Here is a 23,797-nt window from a genome sequence, read left to right as displayed (position 1 = left end):
CGGCCGAGCACGCGTTCGCCTACACCGGCGTGGATCGGCTCCGGGAGAGCGTCGCCCCGCTTAGCGAGCCCACCCGCTACACGTACGACCGCGACCGCCGCCTCACCGCCATCGAGCTGCCCTCCGGCCAGCGGATCGAGCACAGCTACGCGCAGGGCCGCCTCGCGCGCACCGACACCCCCGAGGGGATTGTCGAGTACGACTACCTGTGCGGCGGTCGCCTGAGCCAGGTGCGGGAGGGCCTCGAGAGCCTCGGCTACACCTGGGACGGCAACCTGTTGACCGAGCTGCACTACCAGGGCGAGCTGAACGAGAGCATCCACTACGCCTACGACAACCAGTTCCGGATCAATCAGCTCAGCTACGCCGGCGCCGGAAGCAGCGTCAGCTACGACGCCGACGGCCTGCTGACCGGTATCCACGGGTTCAGCATCCTGCGCCATCCCGAGCACGGCCTGCCCACCCAGGTCAGCGATGCGGCGCTCAGCCAGACGCGCGCCTACAACGCCTACGGGGAGCCCTCAGCCCTCGCCTATAGCCTCGGCACGGCAGAGCGCTTCGCCTATCAGCTCGAGCGCAATGCCAAGGGCCAGATCACCGCCCGCACGGAGACCCTGCCCGACGGCAGCACGCGCCAGTACGAGTACGGCTACGACGCGCGTAGCCGCCTGAGCACCGTGCACCGCGACGGCGTGCTGGTGGAGGCCTACCAGTACGACGCCAACGGCAACCGCAGCGTCTACACCAGCGCCCTGCGCGGCCGCCACGGCGTGAGCGCCACCTACAACCTCGGCGACCAACTGCAAACCAGCGGCGACAGCAGCTACGCCTACGACGCCAACGGCCAACTCGCCGAGCGCACCACGGCAGGCGTCACTACCCGCTACCACTACAGCAGCCTCGGCCGCCTGGAGCGCGTCGAGACGCCCGACAAGCTCATCGAGTACCGCCACAACGCCTACGGCAACCGGGTGGCGAAGCTCGTGAACGGCGAGGTGGTGGAGCGCTACCTGTGGCTGGATCTAACCACACTGCTGGCGATCTACGACGGCGACGGCAATCTGAAGCAGCGCTACGAATACACCGTAGGCCACACGCCCACCCGCTTCACCCAGGACGGGGAGGTCTACTACATCCTCACCGATCACCTCGGCAGCCCGCGGTACATCACCGACGCCCAAGGCGATGTGGTCAAGGCGATCGAATATGATGCCTACGGCAACGTCCTCCACGACAGCAATCCCGCGTTCAGGTTACCCTTTGGTTTCGCGGGCGGGCTGTATGACACGGACACCGGCCTCATCCGCTTCGGGTACCGGGATTATGATCCGGACACCGGCCGGTGGACGGCGCGGGATCCGATCGGGTTTGCGGGTGGGGATACGAATCTGTATGGGTATGTGCTCGGTGACCCCGCCACCTTGCGAGATCCCTTCGGTCTTGCGCCGAGCTGGGTTGGGCCGACTGCCGTTGTGGTTAGTGCGACCGGGGGTGCCCTCGTCGTCGCAGGAGTCGCGAGTGGGAATCCCGTTGTGGGAGGAGCGGGACTCGTGCTTGTGGCGGTAGGAGGAGGATTGCTTTTCTGGGATGCTGCGACGACCCCGATGGAACAGGTGGAGTCGATCAAGAACAGCGAAAGCATGAAGGAGATTGAACAGAATTTAAGGGGGATACAAGATCTAATCGATGGTCGATCCCGGAATGAGCGGGATGGTTCCTGTTGACTTAGGAGTCAGGCAATGTGTGAACCGAAGTCTGCGTGCCTGCGTTACCAAAGACGCTTAGCCAAAGTTGCGGTATGGCCCGCTCTGGCGTTTGCGGTACTCTTTCTGCTGCTGGGGGGTCCACTGCTTTGGGTTATCCACGCGCTATACATCCCCGCGATGCTCCAACAAGCAAGCATAACCCTCTCCGACGCCGAACGGACGTGGATGATCGAGAGCACTCAGCAGATCGTCTTGTGGTTGGGGGCCTATATGATCGCCATGTTGATCGTCAACCTGGGGCTGGTCTATTTGGTCTGGACAGGGCGAAGGTTGGCTTTATCGCTTCAAAGGAAGGACGGCTAGCACACTCAATTCACAGGCCAGGCAGTTTGTGCTGGTGAACTACGCGGAGCGCAAAAGAGCGACTTCGAGGGTTCGTTCTCGTAGACTAGCTGACGTGTTCGCCTACCAGCTCGAGCGCAATGCGATGGGCCAGATCACCGCCCGCACGGAAACCCTGCCCGACGGCAGCACGCGCCAGTACGAATACGGCTACGACGAACGCAGCACCCGTGCGATGAAGGGCCTTGGCACCCGAGTCGTGCCCACTCTTGCCGTAACCCCGCGCTGATGGCGGAGGTCGCCACGCCGGATGATCGTAGCACTCACTACGAGTACGACGCCCTGGGCCGGATTACACGCATCACCTATCCGGACGGCCACAGTACCGTCAGCAGTTATGACGCGAACGGCAACCAAACGACGATCGTCGTTCCCACCCCGGCCGAGCACGCGTTCGCCTACACCGGCGTGGATCGGCTCCGGGAGAGCGTCGCCCCGCTTAGCGAGCCCACCCGCTACACGTACGACCGCGACCGCCGCCTCACCGCCATCGAGCTGCCCTCCGGCCAGCGGATCGAGCACAGCTACGCGCAGGGCCGCCTCGCGCGCACCGACACCCCCGAGGGGATTGTCGAGTACGACTACCTGTGCGGCGGTCGCCTGAGCCAGGTGCGGGAGGGCCTCGAGAGCCTCGGCTACACCTGGGACGGCAACCTGTTGACCGAGCTGCACTACCAGGGCGAGCTGAACGAGAGCATCCACTACGCCTACGACAACCAGTTCCGGATCAATCAGCTCAGCTACGCCGGCGCCGGAAGCAGCGTCAGCTACGACGCCGACGGCCTGCTGACCGGTATCCACGGGTTCAGCATCCTGCGCCATCCCGAGCACGGCCTGCCCACCCAGGTCAGCGATGCGGCGCTCAGCCAGACGCGCGCCTACAACGCCTACGGGGAGCCCTCAGCCCTCGCCTATAGCCTCGGCACGGCAGAGCGCTTCGCCTATCAGCTCGAGCGCAATGCCATGGGCCAGATCACCGCCCGCACGGAGACCCTGCCCGACGGCAGCACGCGCCAGTACGAGTACGGCTACGACGCGCGTAGCCGCCTGAGCACCGTGCACCGCGACGGCGTGCTGGTGGAGGCCTACCAGTACGACGCCAACGGCAACCGCAGCGTCTACACCAGCGCCCTGCGCGGCCGCCACGGCGTGAGCGCCACCTACAACCTCGGCGACCAGCTGCAAACCAGCGGCGACAGCAGCTACGCCTACGACGCCAACGGCCGACTCGCCGAGCGCACCACGGCAGGCGTCACCACCCGCTACCACTACAGCAGCCTCGGCCGCCTGGAGCGCGTCGAGACGCCCGACAAGCTCATCGAGCCTTCGGCAACCGCGTGGCCAAGCTCGTGGATGGCGAGGTGGTGGAGCGCTACCTGTGGCTGGATCTAACCACCCTGCTGGCGGTCTACGATGGCGATGGGAATCTAAAGCAGCGCTTTGAGTACACCGTGGGCCACACCCCGACTAAGTTCACCCAGGATGGCCAGAGCTACTACATCCTCACCGACACCTGGGGAGCCCGCGGGTGATCACCGACGCCCAAGGCGATGTGGTCAAGACCCTCGACTACGACGCCTACGGCAACGTCCTCCACGACAGCAACCCGGGCTTCAGGTTACCCTTCGGCTTTGCCGGCGGGCTGTATGACACGGACACCGGCCTCATCCGCTTCGGCTACAGGGATTTCGACCCCGACACCGGCCGCTGGACGGCGCGGGATCCGATTGGGTTTGCGGGTGGGGATACGAATCTGTATGGGTATGTGCTCGGTGATCCCGTTAACCTCATCGATCCCGATGGATTGCAGGGAATACCCAATCCGAACGGTATCGTACCGGGAGGGCCCTGGACACCTGCAGGCCCTGGCCAGCCGGCCGGCGCATTCTATGGACCGCCACGACCTGCGGGCGGCAAGCAACTTTGTCAATGGGTACCACCCGGTGGTCCGTCTGCCTCGATTGGCTATTGGAAAGTCAATGAGCCCGGTGTCAAAGGGTGGCAACGCTACAATCAGGAAGGAAAGCCGATCACGCCGGAGCAAGCTCATCCAGGACGAGGGAGCAGGCGTGGGGGTGGCGGAGGCGGGGGCGGAGGCTTCGACGGACCTGGAACTCCAGGTAACTGGCTGGACAAGCTGAATCCGAACCACTGACGTGCGACTTGCAGGGGTGATAGACGTGGCTGATAACAGCGATGGAGTTCCTCCAGACGACGAATTTCAAGCAGAGTACCGTGTTTTCGTCTTCACGCTCGAGGTCTTGGCGGACACGCCGGAAGGTGCGTGCGAGGCCATGGGAAACTATAACGTGCCGTGGGAGCTGAAGATCGACGTCGAGAGAGCGAAGTACCTTGTGGGGCGAGGCTACCTCACAGCAGAGCAGGAAAAGAAGATACTCGCCATGGTCTCGGCGCTGGGGGATGTTCCGGCGTCGGTTTACGCCGGGCCATCACCGACAGACGGTAATGTTGAAGCGATGCGGCACCCGGCATGGTCGCCGTTGCGTGACATGGCAAAGGAACTTCTCTTGGAACTGCGCCCTGTAACGGCGCGATGGTTGGGGAACGGAAACTAGCACTTGCCTGACTTCTTCCAGGTGCCGCCTGAGCGCCGCCTCGCGACGCCAACGGCAACCGCAGCGTCTACACCAGCACCCTGCGCGGCCGCCACGGCGTGAGCGCCACCTACAACCTCGGCGACCAACTGCAAACCAACGGCGACAGCAGCTACGCCTACGACGCCAACGGCCGCCTCAAGGAGCGCACCACGGCAGGCGTCACCACCCGCTACCACTACAGCAGCCTCGGCCGCCTGGAGCGGGTGGAGACCCCCGACAAGCTCATCGAGTACCGCCACAACGCCTACGGCAACCGGGTGGCCAAGCTGGTGGACGGGGAGGTGGTGGAGCGCTACCTGTGGCTGGATCTAACCACCCTGCTGGCGATCTACGACGGCGACGGCAATCTGAAGCAGCGCTACGAATACACCGTAGGCCACACCCCGACCCGCTTCACCGAGGAAGGGGAGGTCTACTATATCCTCACCGACCACCTGGGCAGCCCGCGGTACATCACCGACGCCCAAGGCAGCGTGGTCAAGTCCGTCGACTTCGACGCCTACGGTAACGTCCTCCACGACAGCAACCCGAGCTTCAGGTTACCCTTTGGCTTTGCGGGCGGGCTGTACGACTCCGACACCGGCCTCATCCGCTTTGGCTACAGGGATTTCGACCCCGACACCGGCCGCTGGACGGCGCGGGATCCGATTGGGTTTGCGGGTGGGGATACGAATCTTTATGGGTATGTGTTGGGGGATCCGGTCAACTTCATCGATCCTGATGGGATGCTTTTTCGGGGCTCCATGCGCTCTCCCGGGAAACGACCACGCGTCAAGCGATGCAGGCTGGTGGAATGGGAACTGCGGCTGCAGTCACAGGTGGAGCGGCAGCGGCCGTCACTGGCGCCACGGCGGTCGGCGGCGGTGCTTACATGTGTGTCCCCAGGGCGGTTAGGACGGTGAGTCCTGTGGTTAGGGAGCTAATAAAAGGGCTTGATGATCCGGTAATTCCCGCACCTCGTGCGCCAGGGCCGCAGCTACAGCAGCCGCCTGCGATCACGCAGCCGCATACACCGCCGCAGTTACCACCGAATCTTCCGCGATTGCCGTGACGTGGGTGGGGTATCGTGAGCAGTATGGAAAAAGAGCTTAAGGACGCTGCAGATTGCTACGGGCGCGGCGATTACCGTGCGGCGTACGAACGCTACCGATTGCTTGCCGAAGCGGGTCATGCTGAAAGTCAGGTATTCGTGGGTTGGATGCTCTTTAATGGGATTGGTACAGAACACTCACATGAAGGCGCTTCCTATTGGTTTCAACGAGCCGCATCGCTGGGCTCACCGCGTGGAGCTTTCTATTACGGAAGGTTTCTTACAAGTCAAGGGGAACATGTAGATGCCTTGGAGTGGTATAGAATAGCGGCAAACAAGCACGATACTCCCGCTCTCTTTCGCCTAGGATACTCGCTGGCGAGAGGTAAGGGAGCAGCTATTGACCTTGATGCTGGATATAGGTATTTGATTGCTGCATCCAAGAATGGGCATGTATTCGCCATACGGGAAATCGCTATCCAGGATGCGAAGGGCGGTCGTGGGATGGTCCGCCGAATGATCAGTCCTTTTGTCTACGCATACGCTGTTTCACTGGGTTTGCTTCTTGCTCTTCGGGACCGTTTCTCGGAAAGGCTGCTGGCGTAGCGGGCGTCACTCTCCAAAGCAAGAGGAACTGGAGGGCTTATCCCCGCCCAAGCACAGCCCGGGCAATGTATAGAATCCTTTCTCGGATACTGAGACTCTCTAAGCACCGACGACGCCGACGGTCTGCTCACCGGCATCCACGGCTTCAGCATCCTGCGCGATGCCGAGCACGGCCTGCCCATCACGCTCGACGATGGCACCCTCAGCCAGACGCGCAGCTACAGCGCCTACGGTGAGCCCTCCGCCATTACCTATCGCACCCTGCGGCTACCAGCTGGAGCGCAATGCCAAGGGCCAGATCACCGCCCGCACGGAGACCCTGCCCGACGGCAGCACGCGCCAGTACGAGTACGGCTACGACGCGCGTAGCCGCCTGAGCACCGTGCACCGCGACGGCGTGCTGGTGGAGGCCTACCAGTACGACGCCAACGGCAACCGCAGCGTCTACACCAGCGCCCTGCGCGGCCGCCACGGCGTGAGCGCCACCTACAACCTCGGCGACCAGCTGCAAACCAGCGGCGACAGCAGCTACGCCTACGACGCCAACGGCCGACTCGCCGAGCGCACCACGGCAGGCGTCACCACCCGCTACCACTACAGCAGCCTCGGCCGCCTGGAGCGCGTCGAGACGCCCGACAAGCTCATCGAGTATCGCCACAACGCCATCGGCAAGGAGTCTCTTGTACTCCTTTGCCTCGCTCGCAGCTTCGATGCATGTCTTCAGTGTGACTGCGGCCCTAGTGGAGCTGGACTCATGGTATCTACCGGACGTGGACACTGACATTTCGCAGCTACGTAGAGAGCTGGCCGCGCGCGGAGTTGATGCTGCCGGGTAGCGATCGGGTAGCTATTGGGCGGCGACGACCTGCGGGCGCGGCCCGCGCACGAGGTGGGGTTCGCGGTCCATGGTCCACAGCAGGATGTCGTAGTAGCTGCGGATGTTCTCCACGTACACGAAGGCCTCGTTGCCGCGCGCGTAGCCGTTACGGGTTTGCTGGTACCACTCGCGCTGCTGCAGCAGGGGCAGGTTCTCTTTCACGTCCGCCCAGGAGTTGGGGTTGCCGCCGCGCAGCGTGGTGATGTGGCGCACGCCGGCGACGTGCCCGGCCCCGATGTTGTAAGCGGCGACGGCCATCCACATGCGATCGGGTTCGGGGATCTCAGACGGCATGCGATCCCATAGGTGGCGGAAGTAGCGCGCGCCGCCGTCGATGCTCTGCTGGGGATCGGTGCGCTGGTCGAGGCCCAGGTCGCGCGCGGTGGCTTGCGTGAGCATCATGATGCCGCGCACGCCGGTGGGGGAGACGGCGCGCGGATTCCAGTGCGATTCCTGATAGGCCATCGCCGCCAGCAGGCGCCAGTCGAGGCCGTTGGCCTCGGCGGCCTCTTCGAACCACGCGCGATAGTGGGGCAGGCGCTCTTCGATGTGGCGCATGAAGACGCGGGTCCCCACGTAGTCGAACTCGCGCAGGTGGCCGTAATGCTTCTCCAGCAGGCGCGCGAGTTGGCCGTTCTCCTTGATCTCGGCGAAGTAGCGCTCGGCGGCCTGGTAGAGGCTCGCGTCCTTGCTATGCGGGAACGCCCAGGCCAGCGACTGCGTGCCCTCGAGGTCGAAGGCGACCCGCAGCTCGGGGAAGTAGCGCTGCTGTACGGCGACGAGGTGCGAATGCGCGACCGTGTAGTCCGCTTCGCGCGTCCATACCCGCGCCAGGAGTTCCTCGGCCGGGCCGTCGGCATACTCCCAAGCGAGGTCGGGGTAGTCGTTTTGCATCGACGCGACCCGCTCGGCGTGCGCGCTCGCGCTGGCGATCTGGAAGCGGCCGCCGTTCAAGGCCTCGAGCCCGGTGGGGCGGTCCGACCCGAAGCGGTAGACGACTTGCTGCGTGACGTCCTGATAGGGTGGGCCGAAGCGCGCGCGCTGGCGGCGCGCCTCCGTAATGGCGACCCCGCCCGCGGCGAAGTGGGCATGCCCCTGGGTGACGGCGTCGAACATCTCGTCGATGCTGTGCGCGGTAATGATGCGCACACCGACGCCCAGAAACTCCGCAAATCCCTGCGCGAGGTCGAATTCCAGCCCGGTCTCTCCATCCGGTCCGAGGTAGTACGTGGTGGCGCCCGGTCGGGTCACCACCACCACCTCGCCCAGCTCGACCACCTTATCGAGGGTATTCAGCTCCGGTTGCTGGCAGCCCCCCCCGATGGCTAGCGTCGCCCCCAGTGCCAAGCTGGCCAGGAGGCGCGTCGACCGCGAGCGACGTTCTTGATCTTCTCGCATGGGCGCGTAGATTAAGCGATTTCTGATGCGGCTGCCACCCATTTTGTGCGGCGTATCACATAAATAGGTCCGGCAGCGGTTCCCCGGATATCGGAAACGTGACAGAATAAGCGGTTTTCGGGCGCTTTGAGGCTTTGAAGGACGTCGCCCTTCCCCTGTCGCACGCGCCCCGAGTATAGTAGCCCCCGCCGAGCGGCGAGGCCGGCGTAGCGGTACCCAGGGAGACGTACCGGAGCGGTCAAGGCGCCGACTCGACAGAATCGCCGGGATCGATTTTGGCCGCTGCGAAGCGGCGGCCCCGGAGGGGCGAGTCCCAGGGATGGGACGAGCAAAGCGGTTGGGGGCAGCGCGGCGCAGCCGCGCCCGATACCAGAGCCTTCGCGGATTGTGTTTCATGCGCCCGCCGGCGCGTTAATGCCGGCAGTAGTAACCATGGAGAGGTACCGAAGCGGCCATAACGGCACCGACTCGACAAAATCGCCGGGAGCGATTTTGGCCGCTGCGAAGCGGCGGCCCCGGAGGGGCGAGTCCCAGGGATGGGACGAGCAAAGCGGTTGGGGGCAGCGCGGCGCAGCCGCGCCCGATACCAGAGCCTTCGCGGATTGTGTTTCATGCGCCCGCCGGCGCGTTAATGCCGGCAGTAGTAACCATGGAGAGGTACCGAAGCGGCCATAACGGCACCGACTCGACAAAATCGCCGGGAGCGATTTTGGCCGCTGCGAAGCGGCGGCCCCGGAGGGGCGAGTCCCAGGGATGGGACGAGCAAAGCGGTTGGGGGTAGCGCGGCGCAGCCGCGCCCGATACCAGAGCCTTCGCGGATTGTGTTTCATGCGCCCGCCGGCGCGTTAATGCCGGCAGTAGTAACTATGGAGAGGTACCGAAGCGGCCATAACGGCACCGACTCGAAATCGGTTGGGGGCATTGCGCCCCACGTGGGTTCGAATCCCACCCTCTCCGCCATAATGAAAAAGCCCCGCCTTGCGCGGGGCTTTTTCATTATGGGGGTGCCGGGTGGCTTGGTGAGGACCCATGGGTTCGACCGAATCGGCAGGACAGCCGATTCGGAACGCCGCGCAGCGGCGGCCCCGCAGGGGCGCGGGTCCAGGGAGGGACCCGCGTATCTCCCACCCTCTCTTTTGGGGTGCGGGGTGGCCTCTGGTCGGCAGCACCGTCGACTCGGAACGCCGCGCAGCGTCGGCCCCACGGCGGTGAGGGCGCAGGGGTTGGCCCCGAATACCGAATCGGCAGGACAGCTCCGGCGGTGGTGAAGGTGGTGATGGCCCGACGCATGCGCTCCGATCTTCGAGAGTGATCGTTTAAATGCGCTTGCTGAATGCGAGCGCGCACGAGAGCGCTGCCCCGAGCTGAACCTGGGCACCGCCTTCGTGCGTGGTGGGTTTGAGTGGGCGCCTCCCGTGGGCGGTGGCCACTCAGGCGGTCAGGGCGCCCTTGGTGCGCAGCTTGTTCGAGAGCGCCTCGGCGGCGCGGTCGGTCAGGTCACGCAGTTCAGCCTGTAGGTCGTCGAGCGACGCGACTCGTGGGTTCAGCACGTGCAGGAACCCCGCCCCGCGCCCCTCGCGCAGCATTACGCCTACCGCCAGGCCGCTGGGATCCCAGGCGCAGTAGGCAGCCACCGGCGCGCCGACCTGTACCATGACGTTGCGTTCGATGCGATCCAGGTCTTTTTTCGTTAGCATTTGTGCGACCTCCTTCCCGATGTTGTTGTTATCGTGCTGCTTGGACGCCAAACCGCGACGGCACGCAGCGTCGCTGCCCTCGATGTCGGCATGGGGTCACGTTACTGAAGGGCCGGCACCGCAAACCGTGACCGCATTCTCAAAGTGCGCCGGTCGGGCGTCGGTTGGATCATGCTGCCCCATCGGGGGTGCGGAGCGGAGCCCGTCATGAAGCGACTCACCGTGGATTGGATCATCGTCCTGAGCCTCATGGCGTTCTGCGCCGTTCCTCTCGCAGCCTGGGCGGAGGCGCAGCGCGAGCCACCGGCGATTGCGGTGCAAGGCGAGGGCACAGTGGCGGCACGGCCGGATCGCGTGACGATAGATGTGGCCGTGGTGAGCCAGGCGGCGCAGGCGGACGAGGCCCTGTCGCGCAACACACGCGCGATGCGCGAGGTGATGACGGTGCTATCACGCCATGGCGTGCAGGAGCGCGATACGCAGACCCGCCAGTTCGCGGTCACCCCTGTCTACGAGTACGAGGAGACGCGCCGCCGTCAGCGCCTGGCCGGCTTTCAGGTCACCAACCAGCTGCGTGTACGCAGCGATGACCTCGACGGCGTGGGTGCCTTGCTCGATAGCTTGGTCGCGGCGGGCGCGAACCGCATCGAGGGCATTACCTTCGATGTGAAGGACGCCTCGGCGCTGTTGGACGAGGCGCGCCGGCAAGCCATTGCCGATGCGCGGCGGCGCGCCGAGGTTTACGCCGAGGCCGCCAGCGTGGCGGTGGGGCCGCTGTTGTCGGTCGACGAGGCGGCGGGTGCCGTGCCGTTCGCCGGCCAGCGCCTCGCGATGGCCGCCGAGGCCGCCGTCCCGGTGGCTCCGGGCGAGCTGCAGCTGCGCGTCGCGGTGACTGTGCGCTACGGCGTGGCGGAGGCAGCGGCGGAGGGGGGTGCACCGCCCGCGCGATAGCGGGCATGCACGGCCAGCACCAGGGCGCCGATCCCGAGCAGCCACAGGACCAGCAGCGCCAGCGGTCCAAGCAGGGGCACGCGGCTGAGCAGCAAGACCGCGATCAGGGCGACGATGAAGGCCAGGGCCTGCGCGGCCCGGCCCGGTTCCAGCGGGGCACGCCGCGCGAGCCGCAGCCCGCGATCGCCCAGATAGAGGATGCCGGTGAGGAGGCCCGCTAGCAGAGTGACGAGGTAGGCGGCGGCGAGCATCAGCGCGAGCCACATGCCCAGTAGGGTCATCCCCAGCAGCAGAATCACCAGCGGCGTGGTCGCCAGCACGGCGAGGCCCAAGCCGAGGGCGTGCCAGGGCGCGGCGCCCACGCTGCGCGCGCCGGCAAGCGAGAAGGCGGGAAAGAGCAGATACAGGGCCACGCCCGTGGCCGCCAGGCTCGCCGCCAGCACCGTGATCACGGCGCCGCGCGGCGGTGCGGCCGGGGCGGTGGGCGTCTCCGTCGGCTGGTGGGTGATCGTGCCGAGAATCTCGGCCTGCGGATCGATGGCGGCGGCCCGTGGACTGCGGTAGTGCAGGTTGCCGTGCAGGCGTGCGCCGGGCAGGAGTTCGACGTGGTCGGCGACCAGTTCGACGTCGCCCAGTATCTCGCCGCTCAGTACGAGCCGCCCGCCGCCGGCCCGCAGCGGCCCTTCGAGTCGCCCGGCGATCTCGACGCGGCCCCCCGCCAGCGCGGTGCGGCCGCCTACCACCGCCTGCGGACCGACGATGACGCTGCCCCCCGCGGCCAGCAGCCCGTCGGCCACCGGGCCGAGCACTCGTACTTCGCCGCCGGCGGCCCGCACGTCGTCGCCCACCGGGCCCCGTATGGTGATCGAGCCCCCCACCGCCAGCACATCGCCATCCACGGCGCCATCGACGGCGATACGTCCGCCGGCCGCCACCACGTCGCCGCGTACCGGCGCGAGGACGTCCACCGTCCCGCCCGCGAGATACACGTCCTCGCGCACCTCGTCCGGGATCACCACCGAACTGCCGGCCTCCTGGCCCGCGGCGACGGGCGCGAGCCCAAGCCCAAGCAGTAGCACCAGGAGCAGGCTGCACCTGCAGCACGCTGTTACGCCCATGACCGCCTCCCTGCAAAGCCCCTGCGCAATGGAACGGACCTAACAAGCGTAGTCCCATGGAGGTTGTGGAAGGGCAGGGGCGGCTACGCTTAGTCTCGGGGTCAGGCGAAAGTCGACAACCCATGAACACGAGACGCGCGTTCCCTTTGCTCAGCGCACCGGCTGTCGAAGCTCAGGAGGAACCATGCCAAGAGAAGCGCTCACCACCGAGCCGCTCACCGCCTTGTTCCTCAACTGCACGCTCAAACGCAGCGGCGAGCTCTCGCACACCGAAGCACTGATGGACGTGGCGCGCACCGTCATGGCGCGCAACAAGGTCGCGGTGGAGCTGCTGCGGCCGGTGGACTACACCATTGCCCCCGGCGTCTATCCCGATATGACGCAGCACGGCTGGCCGCGCGACGACTGGCCGTCGATCCAGCGCAAGGTGTTGGCGGCCGACATCCTGGTGCTCGGCACGCCGATCTGGCTGGGCGAGAAGTCCTCCGTGTGCACCAACGTCGTGGAACGACTTTATGCCTGCTCCGCGGAGCTCAACGATCAGGGCCAGTCGATCTACTACGGGCGCGTGGGCGGTTGCGTGATCACGGGCAACGAGGACGGCGGCAAGCACTGCGCCATGAACATTCTGTACAGCCTGCAGCACCTGGGGTTCGTGGTGCCGCCGCAGGCCGACGCCTCTTGGGTGGGCGAGGCGGGGCCGGGCCCGTCCTATGCCGATGAGGGGTCCGGCGGGCCGCAGAACGATTTCACGCAGCGCAACGTCACCTTCATGAGTTGGAACCTCATGCACCTCGCCCGACTGCTCAAGCGCGCCGGCGGCATTCCCGCGCACGGTAACCAGACCGCGCGCTGGGCCGACGGCGAGCGCTTCGATCATCCCTGACGGGGTGCGGCTCGTGCGGCTCGCCCGCGCTAGAATGGGCCGCTATGCCTACGGCGTCACCCTTGCATTTCTTACGCAGCCTCGCAGCGGCACTGCTGCTGGCTGGCTGCCTGCTCGGGCCCGCGCAGGCGGGGCCACCGCCCGTTACCGACGCCACCGGGCACATGCTGCAACTGCCCGCGCCCGCCCAGCGGGTGGTGAGCCTTGCGCCGCACGTCACTGAGTTGCTCTATGCGATCGGCGCGGGCGAGCGCATCGTGGGGGCGGTCAGTCATAGCGACTGGCCGCCCGCCGCGCGCGATCTTCCGCGAGTCGGCCGCCACGACAGCCTGGATATGGAACGCATCGCGGCCTTGCGGCCCGATCTGGTGGTGGGCTGGGCCAGCGGCAACGCGGCGCACCAGGTCGCGCGCTTGCGACGCCTCGGCATCCCCGTGTACCTCACCGAGCCGCGCGCGCTGGACGATATCTCCGCCACCCTGCGTACGCTCGGCGTGCTGGTGGGGGGTGTCGACGGCATGGCGGCCGCCGAGGCGTTCGACGCGCGTCTGGCGGGCCTGCGCGCGCGCTACGCAGGCGCATCGCCCGTGCGGGTCTTCTACCAGTTGTGGGACCGCCCGCTGATGACGGTGGGGGGCGACCAGATCATTACCCAGGCTCTTAAGCTTTGCGGCGCCGAGAACGTGTTCGCCGACCAAGCAGCGCTCGCGCCGCAGGTTTCCTTGGAAGCGGTGCTGGCGGCCAATCCACAGGTCATCGTCAGCGCCGGCGAGGGGGACGTGGCGCCGCGCTGGCTCGCCGAATGGCGGCGGTGGCCGTTCTTGCACGCGGTGCGCGCCGATAACCTGTTCCAGGTCTCGCCCGACCTCATGCACCGGCCGACGCCGCGACTCCTCGACGGCATCGCCGAGTTGTGCGAGCAACTGGCGGCTGCCCGGCGTTAAGGATGGGCGCCGCGCGCTGAGGTCCCCTATCTCGAGCGGGAGCCGCTGAGGAACCCCGGCGACGCTATTCGCGTCGAGCTCTAGCTCATCAATGTGTCGCATGGTTGAGATGTATGGACGCGCTCCCGCCTGCTAGCGAGCCGCCCCGTTCGTCGCCCGACGGTGGACTCTTGGCGAACGTGATTTATTCTTCAACATACTCCGCGGGTCGGCCCCGACTGCGTGCCGGTGACGCCTTCGGGTCACCCTCTGCGCGCGCATCGGTTGTCATCCAGCGGACGGGACAGCCATCTATGCCATAGCGTCGGGCTCGTCGTCGTCTTGTCATTCCTTGGGCTTCGCTGACGGGCGCGCAGCCGCATCCCGTCCCTTACAGTTGGCGAAATCTCGTTGAGGGAGCAACGCAATGAGCAATTCATCCTGGAAGGACGCGCGGCCGTTGCTGGTGGCGGGCGCGCTGATGTTGGCTGCGCCCGCCGTCCCGGCGGCCCCGGAGCCGGTGGAGCCGACCGCCGACGTGCCCATGGCCGAAGGGTGGCGCATGGAGACAGTGGTGGAAGGGCTGGAGCACCCCTGGAGCATGGCCTTTTTGCCCGATGGCGACATCCTGGTCACCGAGCGCCCGGGCCGCTTGCGTCTGGTCCGGGACGGCGAACTGGTGGAGGATCCCATCGAAGGCGTCCCTGAGGTGCTGGCGCAGAACCAGGGCGGTCTGCTCGACATCGTGCTGCACCCCGACTTCGAGGAGAACCGCTACGTCTATCTCACCTACGCCTCCGGCAGCCCGGACCGGAACCGCACCACGCTGGCGCGCGGCGTGCTCGAGGGCGATCGGCTGCAGGACGTAGAGGTGCTGTTCCAGGCCGAGCCCGACAAGGAGCAGGCGCAGCATTTCGGCTCCCGCCTCGCCTGGCTGCCCGACGGCACGCTGCTGATGAGCGTGGGCGACGGCGGCAACCCCCCGCTCGAGATCGACGGCACCCCTGCGCGGGAGCACGCCCAGCGCCTGGACAGCCACCTCGGTAAGCTGCTGCGGCTCAACGACGACGGCTCCGTGCCCGAGGACAACCCCTTCGTCGGCCGCGAGGACGCCCGCCCCGAGATCTTCAGCTACGGCCATCGCAATATCCAGGGCCTCGCCTACGACCGCGACAACGACCGCATCTGGGTCAACGAGCACGGACCGCTCGGCGGCGATGAACTCAACCTGGTGCAGAAGGGCGCCAACCACGGCTGGCCGCTCGCCACCTACGGTGCCGACTACCGGACCGGGCAGCGCTTCACCCCGCACCGCACCCTCGAGGGTGGGGTGGCTCCCAAGGCTGTGTGGACGCCGGCGGTCGCCCCGTCCGGCCTGATGGTGTACACCGGCGATCAGTTCCCCGATTGGCGCGGTGACCTGTTCTCCGGCGGGCTGGTGGGGCAGGACATCCGGCGCATCGTCTTCGACGGCGAGGCGGTGCAGGACCAGGAGACGCTGCCCATCGCGCAACGCGTGCGCTACGTCACGCAAGGGCCCGACGGCTACATCTACGTGCTTACCGACGAGGAGGAGGGCGAACTGCTGCGCCTGGAGCCGGAGCAGTGAGCGCGCTAGGCCGCCGAGCCCCGGGCCCGGTGACGGCATGCTGAAGGTGCGCGTGCTGGGCTCGGCTGCGGGCGGCGGCTTCCCTCAGTGGAACTGCAACTGCGACAACTGCGCCGGGCTGCGCGCGGGGCGGCTGCAGGCGCGCGCCCGCACCCAGTCGTCCATCGCGGTGAGCGGCGACGGGCGCGGCTGGCTGCTGGTGAATGCCTCGCCGGACATCCGCGCCCAGATACTGGCCACGCCCGCCCTGCAGCCGGGCGCAGCGCGGCGCGACACCGGCATCCGCGCGGTGCTGCTGGTGGATGCCCAGATCGATCACGCGGCCGGCCTGCTGATGCTGCGCGAGCACGACCGGCCGCTGGCCGTGTGGTGCACTCGGGCGGTGCACCAGGACCTCACCACCGGGCTGCCGATCCTGAAGGTGCTGGAGCACTACTGCGGGGTGCGCTGGCACGAGCTCGCGGTCGACGGCACAGGCTTTCGTATTCCGGGGCTGGACGGACTCGAGTTCGCCGCCGTCCCGGTGGCGGGCAAGGCGCCGCCTTACTCGCCGCACCGCGACGACCCCCACGCCGGGGACAACATCGCGCTGAGCGTGCGCGACGCGGCGAGCGGGCGCAGCCTGTTCTACGCGCCGGGGCTCGCCGAGGTGGATGCGCGCCTGGAGGCCGAGATGGCCCGGGCGTCGGCTCTGCTGGTGGACGGCACCTGCTGGAGCGACGACGAGCTCGAGCGCCGCGGAGTCGGCGCGCGCCGCGCAACGGCCATGGGACACCTACCGCAGAGCGGCCCTGGCGGCATGCTGGAGGTCCTGGAGCGGCTGGACGGGCCGCGCAAGGTGCTGATCCACATCAACAACACCAACCCCGTGCTGGCGGAGGACGGGCCCGAGCGGGGGCAGCTGGCGGCCGCGGGCATCGAGGTCGCCTACGACGGGATGGAACTCGATCTGTAGAGGGGACGGCATGCAGGAAGCGGCCAGGACCAGACAGGAATTCGAGGCGGCGCTGCGCGCGCGGGGCCGCCGCTACCACATCCACCATCCCTACCACCGGATGATGGCGGCGGGCGAGCTCACGCCGCAGCAGATCCGCGCCTGGGTGGCCAACCGCTTCTACTACCAGGTCAACATCCCGCGCAAGGACGCCGCGCTGCTCGCCAACTGCCCCGACCGTGAGACCCGCCGCCGCTGGGTGCACCGCATCCTGGCCCAGGACGGTAGCGACGGCGACGCGGGCGGCATCGAGGCCTGGATGCGGCTCGGCGAGGCCTGCGGCCTGCAGCGCGAGGACCTGTGGTCCATGGCGGGGGTGCTGCCGGGCGTGCGCTTCGCGGTCGATGCCTACGTGCGCTTCGTGCGCGACGCCGAGTGGCACGAGGGCGTGGCCGCGTCCCTGAGCGAGCTGTTCGCGCCCGAGATTCACCGCCAGCGCCTCGACAACTGGCCGCGCGACTATCCCTGGATCGACCCGGCCGGGCTCGGCTATTTCCAGCGCCGCATCGGCGAGGCCGCCCGCGACCTCGACCACGGGCTGGCGCTGACCCTGGAGTGGGCCGACAGCGCCGAGCGCCAGCGCCGGGTGTTGGCCGCCCTCGACCTCAAGCTCGACGTGCTGTGGTCCCTGCTCGACGCCCTGTATCTCGCCTACGTGCTCGACATGCCGCCCTACGCCGGCATTCCGGAGGGGACATGAGCGCTGTCGAGACTCAGGCGCGCTATGGGCTCGCGCCGGGGCACCGGCTGCAATGGGAGGAGGCCCAGCAGACCTGGGTGATCCTCTATCCTGAGGGCATGGTGGTATTGAATGACAGTGCGGCCGAGACCGTGCGCCGCTGCGACGGAGAAACCCCGCTTGCAGCCGTCATCGACGATCTGGAGCGGACGTACGGGGAGACCGGCCTCGCCCCCGACGTCCAGGAACTCGTGGCGGCAGCCGTCGAGGAGGGTTGGCTGCAGCCTTGTTGATACAAGCGTTCGATACACGCATGCAGGACGTCCGGGCGCGCCGGCGCCCGAACGGCTTTCATTCAACCGGAGGAGCCTAGTGATGAAGCGATGGTCCAGACCGAAGTTCGAGAACCTGCGTTACGGCTTCGAGATCAACCTCTACGTGAAGGTCCGCTGAGGCGGTCGGAAGGCGGGCGGGGGCGCCGCCCGCCCGCCGGCTGTGCCGGTCCTATGAAGACTCCCGTCGCGCGCGCCGCGCCCCGGCCCCTGTGGCTGCTCGCGGAGCTGACGCATAGCTGTCCGCTGCAATGTCCGTATTGCTCCAACCCGCTGGCGCTCGCCGCGCGCGACACGGAGCTGTCGACGGCGGAATGGGTCCGCGTGCTGGGCGAGGCGCGGCGCCTCGGGGCCGCGCAACTCGGGTTGTCCGGCGGCGAGCCCCTGGTGCGCCGCGACCTCGAGGAGATCGTCGCGGCGGCGCGGGCGCTCGGCTACTACACCAACCTGCTAACCTCGGGTTTCGGGCTCGACGCGGCGCGCCTCGCCGCACTGCGGGCCGCGGGGCTCGACCACGTGCAGGTGAGCTTCCAGGCGGACGAGCCGGTACTGAACGACCGCCTGGCGGGTACGTCGAGTTTCGCCGGCAAGCTCGCCACCGCGCGCGCGGTGAAGGCGGCGGGCTATCCCATGGTGCTCAACGTCGTCCTCCACCGGCACAACCTCGACCGGGTGCGGGAAATCCTGGAGCTGGCGCTGGAACTCGGCGCCGATTATGTCGAACTGGCCAATGCCCAATACCACGGCTGGGCCTATCGCAACCGCCACTGGCTCCTGCCCACGCGTGAGCAGCTGGCGCGGGCCGAGGCGGTGGTGGCGGAGGTGCGCGCGCGCATCGGGCGGCGCATGCGCATCTACTTCGTGGTGCCCGACTACTTTGAAGGGCGACCCAAGCCATGCATGAACGGTTGGGGGCAGGTGTTCCTGGGCGTCGCCCCCGACGGCACCGCCTTGCCCTGCCACGCCGCCGCCGGGCTGCCGGGCCTCAACCTGCCCAACGTGCGCCGGCATTCCCTCGAGTGGATCTGGCGGGATTCGCCCGCCTTTGCCGCCTTTCGCGGCGAGGACTGGATGCAGGCTCCTTGCGCGGCCTGCGAGGAGCGGGGCACGTGCTTCGGCGGTTGCCGCTGCCAAGCCCAGCTCATCGCCGGTGAGGCGCGTGCGGCCGACCCGGCGTGCGACAAGTCGCCCCATCACGCCCGGCTGCAGGAGACCGTGCGCCGCGCCGCCGTGGCGGTCGACCTTCCGGCGCCGCTGATGCGCAACCGGCGCAACGCGCGGAACGGGCCAGACGCAGGCGCGTGAGGGCGGGGCTTGCGGGCGAGCAGTTGGGCTGGGGACGCCTCGGGCCGCTCGGGGGGGGGCGGGACGCCCCTGGCGCAATGCGCTGCGCTTATTGCGCCCTTATATCTAGATTCTTCCGCCGGTCGGTGGAAGAATTCCCGACTGATCATCGGGCAGCGGCGGGGACAGGACGTTTGCGCCCTTAGGCTGGCAGCCTGTTACGTAGATAGCCCACCCCGCCGCCTCTTCTGTTCTCAAGTACGTACAGTATCTTAGGCCCGCCCGTGGGTGTGAGCCTGCATGGATAAGGCTGAACGGGACAGATCGAGCCCCATGATCAGGTTGCTTTCGTCAGGGGGAGAGATGAAGACCGCCATCGGTATCGATATCGCCAAGCGTAAGTTCGACGTGGCCGCTCTGCGCCAGGGCAAGTACAAGACCAAGACCTTTCCCAACACCCCACAAGGCTTTGAGGCACTGATAGGTTGGCTGGACGGCTTCAGCGACCTGCACGTCTGCATGGAGGCCACCGGCGTGTATGGCCAGGCGCTGGCGGTGTTCCTGGCCGACCGCCAAGTGCCCCTGAGCGTGGTCAACCCGGCGCGCATCGCCGCCTATGCCAAGAGCGAGCTGGCCCGCTCCAAGACCGACCGGGGCGACGCCAAGCTCATCGCGCGCTTCTGTCACGAGAAGCGCGACAGGCTGAACCTATGGCAGCCGCCCGCGCCGAACGAACGGGCGCTACAAGCCTTGGTGCGTCGCCTGGATAGCCTGCTGGAGATGCAGCAAATGGAGCACAACCGACTGGCGGTGGCCGAGGCGGCGGTACGCCCCTCGCTGGAGGCGGTGTCGGCGACCCTGGCGGCGCAGATCGAGGCGGTGCGCGAGCAGATCCGCCGGCACATCGACAACGACCCCGACCTAAGGCAGCGGCGCGACCTGCTGCATAGCATCCCCGGCATCGGGGAAGCCACCAGTGCCGCGCTGCTGGGGTTGCTGGGTGACGTCGCGCGCTTTGAGAACGCCAAACAGGTAGCCGCTTACAGCGGGTTGAGCCCGGCGCTGCGTACCTCGGGGGAGTGGACAGGACGCACCCGGCTCTCCAAGACCGGCGACTCGCTGCTGCGCAAAGTGCTCTACATGCCGGCCTTGGTGGCGTGGCGCCACAACGCCGTGATTCGCGCCTTCTGCGAGCGACTGAAGGCCAACGGCAAGAACGGCAAGGCGATCGCTTGTGCCGCCATGCGCAAGCTGCTGCACATCGCCTACGGCGTGCTTAAATCAGGCCGCCCCTTCGATCCTGAAATCGCACTTGCGCGTTAGAAGCGAAGACAGTATCTACGGTTTCCCATTGCCGCCAGGACGCCCGACGCGTGCGAACGCCGCCGGCGCGTGTGGCCGAAGGCGCGCTGCCTCACGCGCGCTGGCGGCCGGGCTGCCACAGTACGTCGGGCGCACCGGCCGTGCGGTTCAGGTGCCGCGCGACCACGAACAGCAGGTCGGAGAGGCGGTTGAGGTAGCGCAGGGAAGCGGGATTGATCGTCGTTGCTTTGGCCAGGGTCACCAAGCGCCGTTCGGCGCGGCGGCACAGGGCGCGCGCGACGTGGCAGGCGCTGGCGGCGGGGGTGCCGCCGGGCAGGATGAACTCCTTGAGGGGCGGCAGCGGCCCGTTAAGGGTATCGAGGACGCGCTCGAGCCGGCCGACCTGCGCCTCCTGGAGATCGACGCGGCCGGGGATGCAGAGTTCGCCGCCGAGATCGAACAGCTCGTGCTGCACAGTGGTGAGCGCCTCGTGGACCGTCTCGGGCAATTCGTGGGCGAGCACCACGCCGAGCGCGCTGTTCAACTCGTCCACACAGCCGAATGCCTCGACGCGGGCGTCATCCTTGTCGACGCGGGTGCCGTCGCCGAGGCCGGTGGTGCCGTTGTCGCCGGTCTTGGTGTAGATCTTGGTCAAGCGGTTACCCATCGCATCAGCTCTCCGTCAGGCGGTAAATCACGGGCAGTTCCAGATCCAGTGCGCCGACGCCGCGCGCCCCCGCGAACCCGTGCAGGCGGCCCACGCGCGCCAGCGCGTCGCGTGCCGCGCGGTCGAGCAGGCCGTGGCCGGAGGTGCGGGCAATGACGATTTCCTCGATCGCGCCGTCCTCACTCACTCGGAAGCCGAGCACCACGGTGCCCTCCCAGCCGTTGCGCTGGGCGAGGGGCGGGTAACGAAAGTGGCGCGCGAGTTCGGTGCGCGCCTCGCGCAGGGCGTGGTGCCGGGCGCGTGCGTGCGCAAGTTGCGCTTCGTTCGGGACGGGGGCCGTCCGCGGCGGCGGTGCAAGGGGCGCAATCGCACGTTCGGCGGGCGGCGTCGGGCGGGGCGCTGCGGAGGCCGCGGGCGGCGGCGCGGCGGCCGCTTCGGCGTCATCACGTGGTGTCGGTGTCGGTGTCGGTGTCGGTTTCGCTTCGGCCGGCGCGGCGGTGCGCGGCGGCGACGGTGGGTGGCTCTTGGGCGGCGGCGCCGATTGCGCCTCGGCCGGCGGCTCGCGTTGCGCGCGCGCCTGTTCATGCGCCTGTTGTTCGCGTTGGACCGCGTCCAGTGCGGGCGGATGTGCGGCGGCCGTCTGTCGCGGCGCCGAGCGTGCGAGGACTACGGTCAATTCGGTTGCGCCGGGGTCTTCGCTGGGCATCGGCAGGCGCTCGGTGAGCCAGATCAGAAAGGCGGCGTGCAGCAGGCCGGAGAGGGCGGCCGCGCCGACCAATCCCCGGGTATGTCTGCTGGACGCCGCCTGAGACTTCATGGCTAGGGCATACGGTACGCGACCGAGAGGAACCAGAGCCGCCCCGGCATGCGGTAGCCGTGCGCGGTTTGGTACTCCTTGTCGAGCACGTTGTCGACCTTGGCGCGCAGGGCCCAACGCTTGGACAGGGCGTGCTCGGCGCGCAAGTGCACCAGGCCATAGCCCGACACGCGTGTGCTAGCAAAAGTCTCGGCATGGATGTCGTAGCGGCTGCCGACCGCCTCGACCGTCGTGCCAACCGTCGTGCGGCCGAACGAACGGTCCGCATGCAGCGCCGCGCTCTGGCGCGCGCGCCGGAGCAGTACCTCGCCCGTGTCACGGTCGCGCGGCGACAGGAAGCTGGCGCCGGCGCCGAGATCCCAGGCGCCGAGGCGAGTGCCGGCCTCCACTTCCACGCCGTCGATGCGAGCGCGGTTGATGTTCATCGGCTGGTTCACGATCGGATCATAGACGATGAGGTTGTCGACCTCGGTGCGGAAGGCGCGTAGCTCCCAGCGACCCCACGCAGGCATACCGCGCAGCCCCAACTCGACGCTTTCCGAGGTCTCGGGGTCCAGATCCGGGTTGCTGAATCCGGGCCAATAGAGGTCGTTGAAGGTGGGCGCCTTGAAGGCGGTGCCGTAGTTGGCGAGGACGCGCACGCCGTCGGTGATCCGATAGCCGTAATCGACGTGGAAGGTGCTGTGTACCCCGAACTGCTCGTTGTCGTCTCGGCGCACGCCGAAGCCGAGGTCGTGATCGGCCTCCCGCACCTGATACTGGACGAATACGCCGGTGTTGCGGCGCGAGGTCTTGGCATACGCCGTGGTGCTGTCCACCCGGTCACGATGCCAATCGACGCCGAGACTGACGAGCGCCGCCGCACCGAGGCTCAGGTCGTTCTGGACGCTGGCATAGTGGCGTTTGGTGTCGAAGGTGCTGTGGTAGGTCTGATCGGCGAAGCTATCCGCTTCGTCGCGACTCTCGCCAAGCTGGGCCTTGATCACCCAGTGATCGGCGGCGAGCACGCTGCCGCGCAGGCCCGCCGTCTGCTGCACGAATTCCATGCGGTTGTCGGCCCCCGGCCCCCAACCGTCGAACTCCGTCTCCCCCTGGGCACGCAGGCCGTGCAGTTCGAGTTCGTGTCCGCCGGCGAAGCGGTGGCCGAGGCGCGCGCTGAGGGAGTCGTTGCGGTAACCGTCGTCGTCCGGTTCGCGCGGCACGAACACGTCGTAGCCGTCGCTGCGCTCGGTGCCGAGTTGGACGCCCCAGTAGCTGTTGCCGACACTGCCGCTGGCGCCGGCGCTGCCGCGCCAGGTGCCGTATTCACCGTAGCCGACTTCGGCGTTGGCGACGCGCTCGCCCTGCCCGCCGCGCGTGAAGATCTGAATCACGCCGCCGATCGCCTCGGAGCCGTACAGGCTGGAGCGCGGGCCCCGCACGATCTCGATGCGCTCGATCTGTTCGATGGGTATGTTCTCGAACGCCGTCGTGCCGGCGGTCGCGGAGCCGTGGCGCACCCCGTCGACCAGTACCAGTACGTGGCCTGCATTGGTGCCGCGCAGGAACACGCTGCTGCGCTGGCCGAAGCCGCCTTGCGCAGCGACGTCGACGCCCGGTTGTCGCCGCAGCAACTCGGGCACGCTGCGCGCTTGGCTGCGCTCGATGTCATCGCGCGTGATGACCGTCACCGAAGCAAGCGCCTCGTCCGCCGTTTGCGCGGTGCGCGTGGCGGTGACGAGAATGGGAAACGGATCGGCGTCGGCCTGCGCAAACAGGCTGGTCGGCGCAGCGGCCGTTAGGGAACAGGCGACGGCCAGCAGCGGCCGGAAAGGGATGACCATGGTGCTTCCTCTTGTTATACGCACACCCGCGGACACGCGTGCGGTGGAAGGAAGCAGGTCGGAGAGGCCCGCCGTTGC

26 protein-coding genes and 1 tRNA gene are annotated in these 23,797 nt (G+C 67.5%); 21 read left to right on the top strand and 6 right to left on the bottom strand.

Annotation, left to right across the window (positions count from 1 at the left end; all coding sequences use genetic code 11):
- Positions 1-29 precede the first annotated feature (29 nt).
- From HUS23_02160 to HUS23_02115, 10 genes are all read left to right on the top strand, one after another.
- Positions 30-1,724 carry an RHS domain-containing protein gene (locus tag HUS23_02160; GenBank protein QKT02705.1) on the top strand — a complete coding sequence of 565 codons (1,695 nt, stop codon included), beginning with the start codon at positions 30-32 and terminating at the stop codon, positions 1,722-1,724.
- A gap of 15 nt (positions 1,725-1,739) precedes the next feature.
- Positions 1,740-2,069, top strand: a complete 330-nt coding sequence (locus HUS23_02155; protein QKT02704.1) for a hypothetical protein — start codon at positions 1,740-1,742, stop codon at positions 2,067-2,069.
- A gap of 94 nt (positions 2,070-2,163) precedes the next feature.
- On the top strand, positions 2,164-2,337 hold the full coding sequence (locus tag HUS23_02150; protein ID QKT02703.1) for a hypothetical protein: 174 nt from the start codon (positions 2,164-2,166) through the stop codon (positions 2,335-2,337).
- Positions 2,337-3,500 carry an RHS repeat protein gene (locus HUS23_02145; GenBank protein ID QKT04929.1) on the top strand — a complete coding sequence of 388 codons (1,164 nt, stop codon included), beginning with the start codon at positions 2,337-2,339 and terminating at the stop codon, positions 3,498-3,500. The genes HUS23_02150 and HUS23_02145 overlap by 1 nt, the downstream gene beginning before the upstream one ends.
- Positions 3,446-3,640 carry a hypothetical protein gene (locus HUS23_02140; protein ID QKT02702.1) on the top strand — a complete coding sequence of 65 codons (195 nt, stop codon included), beginning with the start codon at positions 3,446-3,448 and terminating at the stop codon, positions 3,638-3,640. The genes HUS23_02145 and HUS23_02140 overlap by 55 nt, the downstream gene beginning before the upstream one ends.
- Positions 3,622-4,263: an RHS repeat-associated core domain-containing protein gene (locus HUS23_02135; GenBank protein QKT04928.1), complete on the top strand. Its 642-nt coding sequence runs from the start codon at positions 3,622-3,624 to the stop codon at positions 4,261-4,263. Before HUS23_02140 ends, HUS23_02135 begins: the two co-directional genes overlap by 19 nt.
- A gap of 25 nt (positions 4,264-4,288) precedes the next feature.
- Positions 4,289-4,684 carry a hypothetical protein gene (locus HUS23_02130; protein QKT02701.1) on the top strand — a complete coding sequence of 132 codons (396 nt, stop codon included), beginning with the start codon at positions 4,289-4,291 and terminating at the stop codon, positions 4,682-4,684.
- 98 nt (positions 4,685-4,782) lie between these two features.
- A complete protein-coding gene (locus tag HUS23_02125) occupies positions 4,783-5,628 on the top strand; it encodes an RHS domain-containing protein (protein QKT02700.1) in 846 nt (281 codons plus the stop codon).
- A gap of 173 nt (positions 5,629-5,801) precedes the next feature.
- A complete protein-coding gene (locus HUS23_02120; GenBank protein ID QKT02699.1) occupies positions 5,802-6,362 on the top strand; it encodes a sel1 repeat family protein in 561 nt (186 codons plus the stop codon).
- A 232-nt stretch (positions 6,363-6,594) separates the two neighbouring features.
- On the top strand, positions 6,595-7,143 hold the full coding sequence (locus HUS23_02115) for a hypothetical protein (GenBank protein QKT02698.1): 549 nt from the start codon (positions 6,595-6,597) through the stop codon (positions 7,141-7,143).
- Between the two features lie 66 nt (positions 7,144-7,209).
- Here HUS23_02115 and mltF read toward each other — a convergent pair whose 3' ends face one another.
- Positions 7,210-8,586 carry a membrane-bound lytic murein transglycosylase MltF gene (gene mltF / locus HUS23_02110; protein QKT02697.1) on the bottom strand — a complete coding sequence of 459 codons (1,377 nt, stop codon included), beginning with the start codon at positions 8,584-8,586 and terminating at the stop codon, positions 7,210-7,212.
- 919 nt (positions 8,587-9,505) lie between these two features.
- On the opposite strand from mltF, the gene HUS23_02105 reads away from it, so the two are divergent.
- Positions 9,506-9,597, top strand: a tRNA-Ser gene (locus tag HUS23_02105).
- 470 nt (positions 9,598-10,067) lie between these two features.
- On the opposite strand, the gene HUS23_02100 is transcribed toward HUS23_02105, so the two are convergent.
- Complete coding sequence (locus tag HUS23_02100) at positions 10,068-10,334, bottom strand: hypothetical protein (protein QKT02696.1); 267 nt, start codon at positions 10,332-10,334, stop codon at positions 10,068-10,070.
- Between the two features lie 207 nt (positions 10,335-10,541).
- Between HUS23_02100 and HUS23_02095 the strand changes: the two genes are divergently transcribed.
- The gene (locus HUS23_02095; GenBank protein QKT02695.1) at positions 10,542-11,285 is read left to right on the top strand and encodes an SIMPL domain-containing protein; all 744 of its coding nucleotides are present in this window, start codon (positions 10,542-10,544) and stop codon (positions 11,283-11,285) included.
- Here the strand turns inward: HUS23_02095 and HUS23_02090 are convergent.
- A complete protein-coding gene (locus HUS23_02090) occupies positions 11,234-12,403 on the bottom strand; it encodes a hypothetical protein (GenBank protein ID QKT02694.1) in 1,170 nt (389 codons plus the stop codon). The two genes, HUS23_02095 and HUS23_02090, sit on opposite strands and share 52 nt — an antisense overlap.
- A 184-nt stretch (positions 12,404-12,587) precedes the next feature.
- Here HUS23_02090 and HUS23_02085 point away from each other — a divergent pair, with 184 nt between their 5' ends.
- From HUS23_02085 to HUS23_02045, 9 genes are all read left to right on the top strand, one after another.
- Positions 12,588-13,289, top strand: a complete 702-nt coding sequence (locus tag HUS23_02085) for a flavodoxin family protein (protein QKT02693.1) — start codon at positions 12,588-12,590, stop codon at positions 13,287-13,289.
- Between the two features lie 44 nt (positions 13,290-13,333).
- A complete protein-coding gene (locus HUS23_02080) occupies positions 13,334-14,233 on the top strand; it encodes a cobalamin-binding protein (GenBank protein ID QKT02692.1) in 900 nt (299 codons plus the stop codon).
- Positions 14,234-14,639: 406 nt separating this feature from the next.
- Entirely contained in the window at positions 14,640-15,821 is a 1,182-nt protein-coding gene (locus HUS23_02075) for a PQQ-dependent sugar dehydrogenase (protein ID QKT02691.1), read from the top strand.
- 40 nt (positions 15,822-15,861) lie between these two features.
- On the top strand, positions 15,862-16,776 hold the full coding sequence (gene pqqB, locus HUS23_02070; GenBank protein QKT04927.1) for a pyrroloquinoline quinone biosynthesis protein PqqB: 915 nt from the start codon (positions 15,862-15,864) through the stop codon (positions 16,774-16,776).
- A gap of 10 nt (positions 16,777-16,786) precedes the next feature.
- Positions 16,787-17,515 (top strand): pyrroloquinoline-quinone synthase PqqC, encoded by a 729-nt coding sequence (pqqC, locus tag HUS23_02065; protein ID QKT02690.1) that lies wholly within the window; start codon positions 16,787-16,789, stop codon positions 17,513-17,515.
- A complete protein-coding gene (gene pqqD, locus HUS23_02060; protein QKT02689.1) occupies positions 17,512-17,787 on the top strand; it encodes a pyrroloquinoline quinone biosynthesis peptide chaperone PqqD in 276 nt (91 codons plus the stop codon). The genes pqqC and pqqD overlap by 4 nt, the downstream gene beginning before the upstream one ends.
- Positions 17,675-17,947, top strand: coding sequence for a pyrroloquinoline quinone precursor peptide PqqA (gene pqqA, locus HUS23_02055; protein QKT02688.1), 273 nt, complete (start codon positions 17,675-17,677; stop codon positions 17,945-17,947). Before pqqD ends, pqqA begins: the two co-directional genes overlap by 113 nt.
- A gap of 53 nt (positions 17,948-18,000) precedes the next feature.
- Positions 18,001-19,131, top strand: a complete 1,131-nt coding sequence (pqqE, locus tag HUS23_02050) for a pyrroloquinoline quinone biosynthesis protein PqqE (GenBank protein ID QKT02687.1) — start codon at positions 18,001-18,003, stop codon at positions 19,129-19,131.
- Between the two features lie 342 nt (positions 19,132-19,473).
- Positions 19,474-20,433 (top strand): IS110 family transposase, encoded by a 960-nt coding sequence (locus tag HUS23_02045; protein QKT02686.1) that lies wholly within the window; start codon positions 19,474-19,476, stop codon positions 20,431-20,433.
- Between the two features lie 91 nt (positions 20,434-20,524).
- On the opposite strand, the gene HUS23_02040 is transcribed toward HUS23_02045, so the two are convergent.
- The 3 genes from HUS23_02040 to btuB are packed head-to-tail and all read right to left on the bottom strand — an operon-like array spanning position 20,525 to position 23,719.
- A complete protein-coding gene (locus tag HUS23_02040; GenBank protein QKT02685.1) occupies positions 20,525-21,079 on the bottom strand; it encodes a cob(I)yrinic acid a,c-diamide adenosyltransferase in 555 nt (184 codons plus the stop codon).
- 4 nt (positions 21,080-21,083) lie between these two features.
- Positions 21,084-21,896 carry a TonB family protein gene (locus HUS23_02035; GenBank protein ID QKT02684.1) on the bottom strand — a complete coding sequence of 271 codons (813 nt, stop codon included), beginning with the start codon at positions 21,894-21,896 and terminating at the stop codon, positions 21,084-21,086.
- Between the two features lie 2 nt (positions 21,897-21,898).
- Positions 21,899-23,719, bottom strand: coding sequence for a TonB-dependent vitamin B12 receptor (gene btuB / locus HUS23_02030; protein ID QKT02683.1), 1,821 nt, complete (start codon positions 23,717-23,719; stop codon positions 21,899-21,901).
- Between the last annotated feature and the right edge of the window lie 78 nt (positions 23,720-23,797).

The organism is Ectothiorhodospiraceae bacterium 2226, from assembly GCA_013348725.1.
Taxonomy (GTDB): domain Bacteria; phylum Pseudomonadota; class Gammaproteobacteria.
This window is presented reverse-complemented; position numbering and strand designations above follow the sequence as displayed.

Excerpts from the sequence above, each read along its gene's own strand:
- HUS23_02035 (QKT02684.1), bottom strand. The coding sequence starts at position 21,896 with ATGAAGTCTCAGGCGGCGTCCAGCAGACATACCCGGGGATTGGTCGGC.
- HUS23_02120 (QKT02699.1), top strand. The coding sequence starts at position 5,802 with ATGGAAAAAGAGCTTAAGGACGCTGCAGATTGCTACGGGCGCGGCGAT.
- HUS23_02045 (QKT02686.1), top strand. The coding sequence starts at position 19,474 with ATGAAGACCGCCATCGGTATCGATATCGCCAAGCGTAAGTTCGACGTG.
- HUS23_02090 (QKT02694.1), bottom strand. The coding sequence starts at position 12,403 with ATGGGCGTAACAGCGTGCTGCAGGTGCAGCCTGCTCCTGGTGCTACTG.
- HUS23_02145 (QKT04929.1), top strand. The coding sequence starts at position 2,337 with ATGGCGGAGGTCGCCACGCCGGATGATCGTAGCACTCACTACGAGTAC.
- HUS23_02155 (QKT02704.1), top strand. The coding sequence starts at position 1,740 with ATGTGTGAACCGAAGTCTGCGTGCCTGCGTTACCAAAGACGCTTAGCC.
- HUS23_02085 (QKT02693.1), top strand. The coding sequence starts at position 12,588 with ATGCCAAGAGAAGCGCTCACCACCGAGCCGCTCACCGCCTTGTTCCTC.
- HUS23_02100 (QKT02696.1), bottom strand. The coding sequence starts at position 10,334 with ATGCTAACGAAAAAAGACCTGGATCGCATCGAACGCAACGTCATGGTA.
- HUS23_02040 (QKT02685.1), bottom strand. The coding sequence starts at position 21,079 with ATGGGTAACCGCTTGACCAAGATCTACACCAAGACCGGCGACAACGGC.
- pqqE (QKT02687.1), top strand. The coding sequence starts at position 18,001 with ATGAAGACTCCCGTCGCGCGCGCCGCGCCCCGGCCCCTGTGGCTGCTC.
- HUS23_02080 (QKT02692.1), top strand. The coding sequence starts at position 13,334 with ATGCCTACGGCGTCACCCTTGCATTTCTTACGCAGCCTCGCAGCGGCA.
- HUS23_02095 (QKT02695.1), top strand. The coding sequence starts at position 10,542 with ATGAAGCGACTCACCGTGGATTGGATCATCGTCCTGAGCCTCATGGCG.
- pqqC (QKT02690.1), top strand. The coding sequence starts at position 16,787 with ATGCAGGAAGCGGCCAGGACCAGACAGGAATTCGAGGCGGCGCTGCGC.
- btuB (QKT02683.1), bottom strand. The coding sequence starts at position 23,719 with ATGGTCATCCCTTTCCGGCCGCTGCTGGCCGTCGCCTGTTCCCTAACG.
- HUS23_02075 (QKT02691.1), top strand. The coding sequence starts at position 14,640 with ATGAGCAATTCATCCTGGAAGGACGCGCGGCCGTTGCTGGTGGCGGGC.
- pqqD (QKT02689.1), top strand. The coding sequence starts at position 17,512 with ATGAGCGCTGTCGAGACTCAGGCGCGCTATGGGCTCGCGCCGGGGCAC.